Origin of the sequence: Thalassotalea fonticola (assembly GCF_032911225.1) — a bacterium.
GTDB lineage: Bacteria > Pseudomonadota > Gammaproteobacteria > Enterobacterales > Alteromonadaceae > Thalassotalea_A > Thalassotalea_A fonticola.
Genome location: NZ_CP136600.1, coordinates 2,040,704 through 2,053,738 on the forward strand (window position 1 = coordinate 2,040,704; position 13,035 = coordinate 2,053,738).

12 protein-coding genes are annotated in these 13,035 nt (G+C 35.9%); 6 read left to right on the forward strand and 6 right to left on the reverse strand.

Features of this window, described 5'->3' with window-relative positions:
• Positions 1-1,306 precede the first annotated feature (1,306 nt).
• The 4 genes from RI844_RS08295 to RI844_RS08310 are packed head-to-tail and all read left to right on the forward strand — an operon-like array spanning position 1,307 to position 4,389.
• Positions 1,307-2,641 (forward strand): arylsulfotransferase family protein, encoded by a 1,335-nt coding sequence (locus RI844_RS08295; protein WP_348397977.1) that lies wholly within the window; start codon positions 1,307-1,309, stop codon positions 2,639-2,641.
• 35 nt (positions 2,642-2,676) lie between these two features.
• Positions 2,677-2,907, forward strand: a complete 231-nt coding sequence (locus tag RI844_RS08300) for a hypothetical protein (RefSeq protein ID WP_348397978.1) — start codon at positions 2,677-2,679, stop codon at positions 2,905-2,907.
• A 10-nt stretch (positions 2,908-2,917) separates the two neighbouring features.
• Positions 2,918-3,304 (forward strand): hypothetical protein, encoded by a 387-nt coding sequence (locus tag RI844_RS08305; protein ID WP_348397979.1) that lies wholly within the window; start codon positions 2,918-2,920, stop codon positions 3,302-3,304.
• A gap of 2 nt (positions 3,305-3,306) precedes the next feature.
• Positions 3,307-4,389, forward strand: coding sequence for a sulfotransferase (locus RI844_RS08310; RefSeq protein ID WP_348397980.1), 1,083 nt, complete (start codon positions 3,307-3,309; stop codon positions 4,387-4,389).
• A gap of 40 nt (positions 4,390-4,429) precedes the next feature.
• On the opposite strand, the gene RI844_RS08315 is transcribed toward RI844_RS08310, so the two are convergent.
• From RI844_RS08315 to zapE, 6 genes are all read right to left on the reverse strand, one after another.
• On the reverse strand, positions 4,430-4,822 hold the full coding sequence (locus RI844_RS08315; protein ID WP_348397981.1) for a hypothetical protein: 393 nt from the start codon (positions 4,820-4,822) through the stop codon (positions 4,430-4,432).
• Positions 4,823-4,850: 28 nt separating this feature from the next.
• Positions 4,851-5,360: a GNAT family N-acetyltransferase gene (locus RI844_RS08320; RefSeq protein WP_348397982.1), complete on the reverse strand. Its 510-nt coding sequence runs from the start codon at positions 5,358-5,360 to the stop codon at positions 4,851-4,853.
• A 26-nt stretch (positions 5,361-5,386) separates the two neighbouring features.
• A complete protein-coding gene (locus RI844_RS08325; RefSeq protein ID WP_348397983.1) occupies positions 5,387-6,064 on the reverse strand; it encodes a DUF3299 domain-containing protein in 678 nt (225 codons plus the stop codon).
• Between the two features lie 26 nt (positions 6,065-6,090).
• Positions 6,091-7,533, reverse strand: a complete 1,443-nt coding sequence (locus RI844_RS08330; RefSeq protein WP_348397984.1) for an FtsX-like permease family protein — start codon at positions 7,531-7,533, stop codon at positions 6,091-6,093.
• The gene (locus RI844_RS08335) at positions 7,533-8,258 is read right to left on the reverse strand and encodes an ABC transporter ATP-binding protein (protein WP_405054482.1); all 726 of its coding nucleotides are present in this window, start codon (positions 8,256-8,258) and stop codon (positions 7,533-7,535) included. Before RI844_RS08335 ends, RI844_RS08330 begins: the two co-directional genes overlap by 1 nt.
• A 144-nt stretch (positions 8,259-8,402) precedes the next feature.
• Complete coding sequence (gene zapE, locus RI844_RS08340) at positions 8,403-9,560, reverse strand: cell division protein ZapE (RefSeq protein WP_348397986.1); 1,158 nt, start codon at positions 9,558-9,560, stop codon at positions 8,403-8,405.
• 272 nt (positions 9,561-9,832) lie between these two features.
• Between zapE and RI844_RS08345 the strand changes: the two genes are divergently transcribed.
• The gene (locus RI844_RS08345) at positions 9,833-12,289 is read left to right on the forward strand and encodes a M1 family metallopeptidase (protein WP_348397987.1); all 2,457 of its coding nucleotides are present in this window, start codon (positions 9,833-9,835) and stop codon (positions 12,287-12,289) included.
• A gap of 37 nt (positions 12,290-12,326) precedes the next feature.
• On the forward strand, positions 12,327-12,863 hold the full coding sequence (locus RI844_RS08350) for a DUF6702 family protein (protein ID WP_348397988.1): 537 nt from the start codon (positions 12,327-12,329) through the stop codon (positions 12,861-12,863).
• The last annotated feature ends 172 nt before the right edge of the window (positions 12,864-13,035 follow it).

The following is a 13,035-nucleotide window of genomic DNA, read 5'->3' on the forward strand; positions in this document are numbered from 1 at the left end:
TGGAGCTTTAGGTGCGTATATAGGTCGTATTTATTTTGAAACTAAAACAAGGCCATTATTCATAATAGATAAAGAATATTGAGGTTTTGATGGAACTTTCATCCTATAAACGATGTGCGAACAACAAATAACCACTGGTGGTTCAAAGGAATGAGAAACATAATTGAATTAAAAAAAATACTAATTTATTAGAGATTGGTTGTGGCCCTGGAGGTAATCTAAAACTGCTTAAAACATTTGGCAGGGTTCACGCAGTTGAAATGAATTCATTCGCAATTTACGAAGCTAAAAAATAGCGATACTGTAATCGAAAGCGGTTATCTTCCATATAAATTGCCTTTTTCAGATAAATTGTTTGATGCTATTTGTTTCACATGTTCTAGAACATGTGAAACAAGACAAACAAGCACTACAAGTTATTAAAGCTCGCTTAAAAGTCGGTAGGCATTTGGTTTTAACAGTGCCTGCACTCCCCCTCTTATATGGAAAACATGATACTGCTTTCCACCTCTTTAGAAGGTATGACAGAAAGAAACTTGTCGATTTGTTAGAGCAAACAAACTTTACAATTCAGGAATTTTCATATTTCAATGTCTTGTTACTCCCTCTGGCAGTATTGTCAAGAATATTAGACAAAATATCACCTTCGACTTCTTCTACTAGTGTTCATACGCCCGCTATATTAATCAACAAAATTTTCTATACAATATTTAGTTTTGAAGTTTTCTTAATGAAGTATTTGAAATTACCCATTGGTCTGTCAATGTGTTGCATAGTTAAAAAATGGCTAAAAAAACTATTACCGAATTAACTAGATTTATCGTTGTTGGTATATGTGTAACATTCCTACATATATTAATTGCATTACTTTTAATAAAAAACTTAGGTGTATTCGCTTTCCAAGCTAATCTAATAGCATTCTTGTTAACTTTTTTTTCTCTTTTTATATGAATACATTGTGGAGTTTCAATTTTAGTGTGTCATGGATTATATTTTTTAAGTATGTGGTCACCGGAGTTTTAAATGTTATCCAAATCTATTTAATAGTTCAATTAACTAAATGTTTGGAATTTCCTAATTATTATAGTGTATTTTTAATTAGCATCATTAGCCCAAGCATAAACTTTATAGTTTTAAAATTATGGATATTCTGCCCCACTAAGCAGCTTGACGAAGACAAATTAAGCTAGAAAATTCAAAAGTATCGCGAATACGAGTCGTTCGGTAATTGATGTTTTAATTGCTAAGTATTAGACAATTTAAATTTATTTACTAAAATCAAGAAAAGCAAAAAGAAACTTTCCCAATGAATATAACCAATTTTTCTCAGCATATTTTCAGGATCAGCTTAATTATACTCGTTTTTGTTTCTGGCGGCATATCTGCTAGTTTTGAGTCTGGGCCATTTCCCTATTTAAAAGAAGGATACATATCGAGCGTTAAGTTTTTTTCCGAGCTGTTTCAACAACGCTCTAATTTACTGATAAAATCATCCTACACTGGCGAAGGTGTAGTCAACATAAACAAGAGTAAAATATTCGATGGAATGACTGTAATTCAGGGCTATTTTCCGGGTGGAAATAAAGCAATATTGCTCAGTTCAGATGGAAAAGTCCTCCACGAGTGGATAATAGATTATTTTAGTATTTGGCCTGCACCAAAACACATCAGGAGTGAAACCATTCCCAAGTCTGAATTTAATAATCATACCCAAGGTATAATTGTAAATTCAGATGGATCGATTGTTGTAAACGTTTCTGAAAGAGGCAGTGCAAAATTAGATAAATGTGGTGATGTGAAGTGGACTTTGAACTATCAAAACCATCATGTCATTACCGAAACCCCGGAAGGGAATTATTGGATCCCTTCAAATCGTGCAATAAATGAAATTGATGAAAATTTATTACTCGGTTTGATTTCCAAAGAGGCGTTACTAGATCAAGAAATAAGACATAATAATGAATTTGAGCAGTTAATTTTATTATTTGATAATGAAGGTAATTTAATAAAAGAATTATCAGTACTAAATAGTTTAATCAATTCAGGATTTGAACGTCACCTTTATGACTCTTTTCTAATCTCCACCTTTCAGCCAACCCATATCAATGATATTGAGCTAGTAACGAAAGAGTTGGCAAATAAAATTAAAAACGTTAGTAGTGGCGATTTATTAGTTTCAATTAGACAAATGCATTTATTAATCATAATGGATCAATTTACCGGTGAAATAAAATGGTCTCATCAAGGCCAATGGATCAGACAGCACGATCCGGACATCACACCTGAAGGAAATATCCGTTTATTCAATAATTCTCGAAAAAACTTTAGTTTTAATCGCCCCTCAGGAAGCAACTTAATTGAATTAGATCCGGAAACAGAAGAATCTTGGATTGTTTATCCTAAAGTGGGCCAACCAAGTTTTTACACCGACATAATGGGAACGCATCAGCAGTTGGAAAACGGAAATATTCTTATTACCGAAAGTAGGGCCGGTAGAGTGTTTGAAATAACCGCTGATGGCGAAATAGTTTGGGATTTTGTCCTACCTTATGATGAAGAATATGCTTCTTTAATCGAAAGCAGTGAGCGCATCTCTAATGACTTTTTTACTGTTCAAGATTGGAATTGTCCCCGAAAATAGACTTTACTTTATAAAAGCTAAACATGGAGTTTGAAATGAAATTTACATTTTTATTATTGGCTTTAATAGCCATGTCATTACCTGCTTATGGCTATGTTGGACCTGGTTCAGGCTTATCAGCAATAGGCACTGTGATTGCTTTTTTAGGTGCAATTATTTTAATGTTTTTTGGGTTACTTTGGTATCCAATGAAAAAAATTTATAGGAGAATTAAAGGTACTCCTGAGGAAGAGACTGAAAAAAATAAACTTAAACAAGAAACATAAGGGTTAACTTATGGAAATATTGCTTATTTATACTTCAGTTGTTTTAGTTTTTAGTCTTACTTGTTATTTATTTAAAGTGTTTCATACTTTTCCGGAAATATTTTCAACCATAACTCAATCTTTTAAAATAATTTCAAATTCACAGATTTCAGATGATAGAAAAGAGCTAGCAAGTAAAGAAGCATCAAAACAGCTATTCATTCTCGGACTTACAGTTTTAATTAAATTTTTATTGGTTATCACCATATCAGCTATCCCATACTTGATATCAAATCATTATAAAATAATTACGGAAGAAGAGTTTTATACTTTTTCTCTTCGCTATGATGTCATATTGATAAGCATAATAGCGGTACTGATTTTCACTCAACTATTAAACAAACTTAAGTCGAAGTAATTATGCAAAGTAGACCTTCGTATAACTTGCTAACTAGGACCTTACATAAAATAGCCTTTAATTCAGCTAGCTTACAAAATTTATTTATTGATATAGAGAAAAGTTTATTTTTTGAGGAATACCAACAAATAAAAATCACCTCCCCCATTTTTATCACATCATTACCTAGAGCTGGCACATCTATATTGCTCAATTTATTAAACCAAATAAGTAACAACGTTAGTTATACATATCGTGAAATGCCTTTTCTGCACAGTCCAATAATATGGAATAAGTTTTCACAAGCCTTTAGTACACAAACACAACTTAAAGAAAGAGCACACGGCGATGGCTTAAAGATAAATTTCGATAGCCCTGAAGCCTTTGACGAGGTATTTTGGCTAAAATTTTATGGCGACCATTACAGCCAACAAAATATAAAGTTGTGGCACGAAGCTGAAATAAACAATGACTTTAATAAATCATACTTTAATCAGATTAAAAAAATTATTTATTTGAAAGCATTGCAACCACAAGATGGATTTAATTATATTTCCAAAAATAATGTTAATGTAGCAAGGATCCCGCTTATTCAATCTCTGTTTAATGATGCCCAGATCATTGTTCCTTTCCGAGACCCCTTAGAACAAGCAATTTCCTTATTTAGGCAACATCAAAAGTTCCAACATCAACATAAAATTGACAAGTTCTCATATCAATATATGAAGGATATTGGCCATTTTGAATTTGGTTTACTGCATAAGCCGATAGCATTTAACGGCTTTGAGTTTTACCAACAACAGTATTCAACTAGTGACGTAGATTATTGGTTGTCATACTGGATTAGTGCCTACAAACACATTTTAACCAATAATGGCATTAAATTTATTTCTTTTGAAAGTATCTGCTCTCAGGGGCAAGATGGGGTTACCAAACTTTTTGATAAATTAAACATGGGGGGCCAGAATGAAGAAATAGCAAAAGCAACAAAACTACTTAACTCAGCTCCTTCCAAGAGATATAAAGATTATAATTTTAGTCGCATTTTAATTGAACAAGCCTATGAAATTCATAATAAAATGACCAATCAATGCATATTAAAATAATATTTCTATTGCCAATATATTAAGCTTACTATTAATTCCCTTACTCTAAATCAATAGTCCGAATAGCAAGTTTTAAAAACTCAATGCGCTCACCTAAATGAGTTTGTGCTTGGCTACCAGTATAAGCACTTTGGTCTGCTTGTAACCTTTGTACTAGCCAGCCTCTAACCATTACGTAATACCGTTGATCCCAGCCTAGTGCAGTAACTTTGTGAATGGAATTTGGATCGGTTGGATTATTTAAGGCTTGTTGAATCGCTAGAATTTGTTTGCCAAGTTTTAGGGCTTCTAGATCTTGCTCGGATAAGTTAATGGTAGCGGTTTTACTGTCCTCATCAATTGCTTTTTGATCGGCATTCACCGCTGTTGATAAAATAAAAGACAATGCAGTTATGCCGCTTAATAAATTGCGTGATATTTTAGGCGCTTTCATTATCTTCTCCTTTGCACTATTGGCCATGTTAATTAGTTAATTGATATAAATTACTGTCCTTATCCATACCTTCTAATTGCACTTGCTTGTTAAACGAAAAGCCCAATTTTAATAATAATGCTCTAGACGCTGGATTATCGACTGCAGTTATGGCGAGTACGGTTTTTAGTTGTTTATCTTGCACTTCAAAGTCTAATACAGCTTTCGCCGACTCATAGCCATAGCCTTTACCGCTATATAGCTCTAGAAAAGCAAAGCCAATATCTGGTTCAGGTAAGGTATCTCTTTTTAGTAACCCGCACATACCAATCGGCTTATTGGAGCCTTTTAAACAAACAATGTGTAAAGCAAAGCCAAAGTCTTTATACATTTGCTGCGGGCCTGTTTTTATATAGTTGAGCGCATCCGATAATGTTCTAACTTGTTTGTCACCTATATTGGTGATGAAACTTGGTTCATTCAACAGTATTAAAATAAATGCGGCATCATCTGCGTTTACACATCTAATAATTAAGTTTTGAGTTTGTATAGGCGACATCTTATTAGCTTATTTCGGTTGAATAACTATTTATTGGGTTCAATAAATTCAACACTATCAACGGTTAATGTATAGCTTGTCGGTATTTGTTTTGCGCCATCAACTAGGTTTAATTCAGGTGAAACTAACTCACTTTTCATCAAGCCATTAACTTTTATCGCGGTGAACATGCTTAATGTAGGGGGCTCTATTGGGGTTTGTAATTTGGCATAAACGATTTGATTTGGCGCTGGTGGCGGCTCATGGATACAAGCACCAACATAAGGAACAAGTAAAAACTCTTTAATTTTTTTGCCTTCAAACTCTAACGGTAAGAGAAAACCTGACATTTCAATATTCTGGTTATCTAAGGCAGGGTTAGTTGACTGAAACTCCATTTCACGTTGAGTGATAATTTCTTCTCGTATTTTAAACATCGATTTAATGTCGATACCTTGTTCGGTTAACGTTTTTCGAGCGGTATCAGCGAGTTTTTTAGACTCTTCATCAATCTCCTGGCCACTAGCAGTGATATCATCAACAATAGCAACCTGTTGTAACATACGAATTTGTTCAATTTCTAAGTTTTCAAAAGGGTTTTCTATTTCTTTGGTTTGTACGTGTTCATTTAGTGTTGACCAACTCACTTGCTGCACTTCTTTACCAAAAACGGCACTACTAAACAGCAGGCTAACAATAGAAAATATGGAAAAAACATTCTTCATTTTACAACCTTTATAAAACATTGAGATTAACTTCGAATTGACATGCCATCAGATAACGCATATCGATAAATTTGCATACTAGGGTATAAGCTTATTAATAATCCTGCACCGCCAACAAGCGCAAGCAATGTCCATTCTTGAACAGATGGCATGCCTAACTCTAAGTAAAGACCAAAGCTATTGAGAATAAAAGGTTTTATTGAAAATAAAATGGCATATAAACAGCCTATTCCTAACATTAAACCTGATAATATAATTGCGAAAGCTTCGCCCATCATTAATGAAAAAATATGGCTTGGCCGAGCACCTATTGCTCTAAGTATCGCCATTTCTCTACGACGTTGATTTAAACTGTTTAATAAAATGATCAGCATAGTTGCTAAACTAATGAGCACTACCATCAGTGATACGGCAAATAAGGTTTTTTCAACAATCGATAATACCGACCATAACTCTAATAAGGCGACGCCAGGCATTATAGCCATTAATGGCTCACCGTTAAATTTATTAACAATTTGCATCATAGTTAACGCTTGCGGGCGTTCCTTTAAACCTAGGTAAAATCCGGTAATGGTATCGGCACTATGGTCATGCTCATGATGAGCACCTGCTACAAAACTGTCACTATGGACGCTCTGTTCATGAGAGGCATGTTCGTGTGAATCATGCTGTTCATGATGTACCTCATCGTGTTCATGAGGTACATGATCATTAGATTGTTTTTCATCATCAATGTGCGAGTCATGAGTATCCGTCACCCGACTTTTAGTCAGTTTGTTTTGTTTGGGTAAGCCTAGTGTTAAAAATGGGTCATGGCCTACTGCCATACTCTTTTGTTCACTATGTAATGAATCGATACCTTCTAGGCTGATAAATACCGTTCTGTCTATTGGTGTCGCGGTAGGGGCTAGAATACCTGATATAACGAAAGGCTGTTTATCATGATGGATATAACTGTCTGCGCCGCCGTGAGCAATAATAATTTCATCACCAATTTGGTATTGCAGTTTGTTCGCAACTTCATTGCCTATCACTACATCAGTTGTTGCGACAAACCATTTTCCTTGTAATGTAGACAGTGATTGCTTACTGCCGTATTTATAATGATTATAAAAATCACTCGATGTGCCCATCACTTTATAGCCTTGGTGAGAATCCCCTAATGAAAATGGAATTGACCACTTTACGGTATTATTACTGGCTATTTCTTCATACGATTCGTACTTAATGCCATTGGTGGCGGTGCCCATTTGGAAAACAGATGACAATAATAAATTCACTGAGCTGGTTCTGGCACCAACAATCAAATCAGTACCTGATATGGTATTGGTAAAACTATCTTTTGCTTGTACGCGCACTTTTTCAATCGCAATTAATAACGCGACACTTAATGCAATTGAAAATATGGTAAGAAATACCGTTACTTTACGATTTCTGAAACTCTTCAGAGCTAAATTTGCAATGGCCATTACATCGCTCCTTCGGTTGAAATAGTAACGATGTCTTTGTTTTCATCCTGCATTTCACGATTGAGCATAACGGTGCGATCAAAGTCTTCTTTTAAGCGGGTATCATGACTTACAAAAACTAAGGTAGAGCCAGCAATTTTACATTCTTTAAATAACAATTCTAAAAAACTATGACACCGATCAGAATCAAGTGATGATGTTGGTTCATCGGCAATAATAATCTCAGGAGCGCCCATTAACGCACGAGCCGCCGCAACACGTTGCTGCTGACCAATGCTCAGCTCATTTACCGGTTTGTGTAATAAGTTAGCATCGCCCATGTCTAAATGAGATAGCAATCTTAACGCTTCAGCTTCTAGCGATTCAGAATTTTTTAAGGCGCGAGATTTACGCAGTGGCGAAAAACTACACGATAATATTACGTTTTCAATGGTCGTAAGGTATGGGATCAAATTAAACATTTGAAATATGACCCCGATATGATCCGCTCTAAACTGGTCTCGTTTAGTGGGCGACATTTGGGTTAAGTTTTTTCCTAGCATGCTTAACTGACCAGAATTAGCTGAAATAACGCCGCATAATAAGCTCAGTAGTGTTGTTTTACCGCTGCCACTGGGGCCGCGTAAAAACAACTTTTCACCTTTATGGACGGTAAATTTGTCAATGTTAAATTCGAAGTCGGCTTGTTCATGCCAAGAAAATTTTAAATCACAAATATCGATAATATCGGACACGCACTTACCACCTTGGACAAATTTATCATTTAATTTAAATAGGCTAACTATTCATATCAGTATGAGACCATAGTCATTACACTTAAAGCAAGTAAGCTTTTGTTATGTAATGTTACTTTATTTTTACATTTTAACTTAAGTTTTCTGCGGATAATGTTCGCTTTGCATTTCTACCAATCGAGATTCACAACGAGCAAATTCAAAACTCAGCTTTTCACCACAATAAAGCTTTAAAATATCTACTTCGCTACTAATAAACAGTTCAATATTTTGATCATAAAACTCATCCACTAAGGCAATAAATCGCCTGGCTTCATCATCTTTGGAATGCATGCCAGTAAAAATATTCTCGCTACGCCTGTACCCTTCCTCAGTGCCAGATACCACATGTTCAAGCACGGTTCCGGAAAATTGCGGCACATTAGCCACAAATATGCATTTAAATTGCTTAGCTAAACTAATGTAATCAAGTTGGCTGCGAGCACCTTTGCATAACATTGAAAAATCAAAAAATATTGTATCACTGGCAATGCCAATATAAGTTAACTCTCTGGAGTTTATTGTGATTTTTCCGCGCTCCAACATTTTATTTGTACGTAGGTAAAACTCTTCTTCTAAAAAGTTATTCGGCGTTTCTAACGGATAAATATAACGAGCATATTTTTGTTGGTGTAAGCGATGATCTTTCTCGCCATTGACACTAACAACCTGACAGTATTTATTGAGCAAATCAATGGTAGGCAAAAACCTTTGTCGTTGTAAGCCATTACGATATAACTGTTCTGGCTGACAATTTGAGGTTGTTACTAACACCACACCTTGATTAAACAGTTCTGCAAATAAGCCCGCCAAGATCATGGCATCGCCAATGTCACTAACAAAAAATTCATCAAAACAAAGCACGTCTATTTCATTCGCCAAGTTTTTTGCAATGACTGATAAAGGATTAACTTGCCCAACAAGCAGAGTTAGTTGTTGGTGAGTTTGTGCCATAAAATGATGAAAATGCATCCGCTGCTTTCGACCAATATTCAGGTTTTGGTAAAACAAATCCATCATCATGGTTTTACCGCGCCCTACTTTGCCCCACAAATAAATGCCTTTTAAAGATTGTTGCCGAGAAAATCGCTGCAACCACGGAAAGTTGGTGAGCGGTAATTTTAACTTTGCTTTAGGCTGATTGACTAAATGCTGATTTAATAATTCTAATAAATGAATTGCATTGCTTTGTGCATCGTCAACATTTAACTGGCCGTCATTAATTAATTGCTGGTATTTTTCGCTTAATGACATAAATAGTTGATTACTTACTTGGTGAGAATTTAAATAGCATTCCTATTATAGTTCCCCTATTCCTCGAATTGACAGAAAAATAGCATTGTTTTGCCTACAAGAATCAACAGCCCTCACACTTAATTACAACTTAACGCAAATAATTGCATTTTATCCCATCCGTTGTTGACTATTCACTCGCCCCATATATGATGTATCGCTTAATAAAAATGGCTATTTATTGCTATTAAAATAATTTCGTAAATACCGTTAACAACATTTTGGGATATTCAATGAACTTAAGAAGTATATTCATTGCAGCGTCATTCACTGCATTGTTCGTATCACCTGTGCATGCCACAGTGGTAAAACAAAGCAAAGGCGATTTTGAAGATAAATTTCGTCAGTTAGAAGAAATTTTGCCAACGCCAAACGATTATCGTAACGCCGCGGGTGAGCCAGGAAAAGAATACTGGCAACAACAAGTTGATTATAAAATCAAAGTACAACTTGATGAGGAAAATCGCCGTTTATCTGCAAAGCAAACAGTTACGTACCACAACAACTCACCATACCGTTTAAAGTACCTTTGGTTACAGCTTGAGCAAAACCGTTTTAAAGCAGACTCTATGTCTGAGTTAACGGGTGACTTTGGCGGTATTGGTCGTCGTGGTCCAGCAACAACAAAACCTAGCGGTAGCAAGCCGGCAAAAATAAGTTTTGCCGAGCTGCGCAAACAACAATTTTATGCTGACAATACCCTTGGTTACGATGTATTCAAGGTAACCGATAAACGCGGTAACGCTTTAAAAGTAACCTTAGTTGGTAGCCAGGCTCGAATAGATTTAGTTGACGCATTAGATGCAGGTGATGACGTTACTTTTAATATTGATTTTGCCTTTAATATTCTAGAAGAAAACGCTGTCTCAGCTCGTGCAGGTTATGAACACTTCCCTGACGATGCCCGCGAAGGCGGTAATGACATTTTCTTATTAGCACAATGGTTCCCACGTTTAGCCGCTTTTTCAGATTACGAAGCATGGCACAACAAAGAATTTTTAGGCCGCGGCGAATTCACTTTAGAATTTGGTAACTACGACGTAGAAATGACCGTACCAGCGGATCATATCGTAGCCTCAACCGGTGTTTTACAAAACGAAAGTAAAGTACTGACCAAACAGCAACGGAAGCGTTTAGAACAAGCTAAAACAGCTAAGCGTCCAGTATTTATTGTTAGCGAAGAGGAAGCGCTAGAAAACGAAAAAGCTGGCACAGACAAGTCTAAAACTTGGCACTTTAAAGCTGAAAACGTGCGTGATTTTGCCTGGTCTTCATCTCGTAAATTTATTTGGGATGCGAAAGGCTACGCACAAGGCGGCGATGAGCAAGAGCATGTAATGGCTATGTCATACTTCCCTAAAGAAGGCGGCGACTTATGGAAGAAGTATTCAACCGAGTCTGTAATTCACACCATGGATGTTTATTCTCGTTATACCTTTGATTACCCATACCCGGTAGCTATTAGTGTAAATGGCCCTGTTGGCGGTATGGAATATCCAATGATCAGCTTCAATGGTCCGCGTACAAAATGGCATGAAGATGGTTCTCGTACTTATACTCTGGCAGAGAAACGCTTTCTGATTGGCGTTGTAATCCATGAAGTTGGTCATAACTATTTCCCAATGATCGTTAATTCTGATGAGCGTCAATGGACTTGGATGGACGAGGGTCTAAACAGCTTTTTAGATGGTGTTGCTGGCCGTGAATGGGATCATACAATTCCATGGGGTGTTGAACCACGCGATATTATTGGCTATATGAAATCTGATGTACAAGTACCTGTTATGACTCAATCAGACAGCGTATTAAACCTTGGTCCAAATGCTTACACTAAACCTGCTGCCGCGTTAAATATTTTACGCGAAGTAATTATGGGCCGTGAGTTATTTGATTTTGCTTTTAAAGAATACGCAGTTCGTTGGAAAAATAAACGCCCAACTCCATCTGACTTTTTCCGCACCATGGAAGAAGCTTCAGGTATTGATTTAGACTGGTTCTGGTATGGCTGGTTCTACACTACAGATCACGTTGATATTGCAGTAGACAGTGTTTATAAACTTCGTTTAGATACTAAAAATCCTGACATTGATTTTGATCGTCGTCGTCAAGAGCACTTAGAAAAACCATCGTCTTTACATGTTGATCGTAACACTGCAGCAAAAGTAAAAACATGGTTAGAGCTGAATGAAGATGTTCGTGATTTTCATGATGACAATGACCGCTGGACTGTAACTAATAAAGAGCGTAATAAATATAAAGAAACGTTGAACAAGCTAGAACCTTGGGAACGAAAAGCTTTTGAACGCGCCGTAAGTGAAGACCAAAATTACTACGTAATTAACTTCTCAAATCTAGGTGGTTTAGTTATGCCAATTTTACTAGATTTAACTTTTGAAGATGGCAGCACTGAATCTATGCATATTCCAGCTGAAATCTGGCGTCGCGCTCCGAAAGCAGTAAGCAAGTTGATTGTTACTGAAAAAGGTAAAAATTTAGTGTCTGTAACGGTTGACCCGCATTGGGAAACTGCCGATGTAAACCCAGACAACAATCACTACCCACGTCGTATTATCGAGTCTCGCATTGAAGCTTTCAAAAAAGAGAAATCGAAGAAAATGGAATACCGCGACATTATGCATGACAGCAAAACGGAATTAAAAGAGCCAAAAGCTAAAGTATACAAAAAGTAGCGTTCGTTTTTAATTAGACCGGTAAAGGTAAATAGTAATGACACTGTATAAATTTAAAAAGCAATTCCTTGCTATTTTACTCACAACTGTAACGTTATTGGTGAGCAGTTTAGCTGCTGCTCATCAGCAAAAAGAAGCGTATAGCACAATTTTATTTAATGATCGTACGCATAACATTGAAGTATCGCATCGGTTTTATATTCATGATGCCGAACATGCTTTAGTAAAGTTACTTAATAAACATGCTGATCTAATTGGCTCTAGCGAAACCCAGCAAGAGTTTGCCGAGTACATACAGAATAAATTTCGTTTACTTGATGACAAAAAGAAATTATTACCATTAGGCAGCGTTGGTTTTGAAGTAGAGGGCAAATTTTTTTGGGTCTACCAAGAAATAAAACAGCCGGAAGTATTAACCGCGGTTTATGTAAAAATGGCTGCATTACAAGATGTATGGCCAGGACAGATTAATCAAATTAATGTTGAGCATAGTGACATTAAAGCGAAAAGTAAAAAATCTCGCTCTGTTCGTATTAGTGAACATGATGACTGGCAACGTATTACTGTAGATTAAAATTACCCGTCGGTAATTAAACAAAAAGAGATAATTTATTATCTCTTTTTTTATGCCTGTTTAATAAGTTTAACTAAACCAAACGTTTACTGATTATTAAAACATCAATCAAAAATTTATTGATAAAAACCGCTGTTTTCGGCTTGCTAAGATGTTAAATCTAAGTACAATC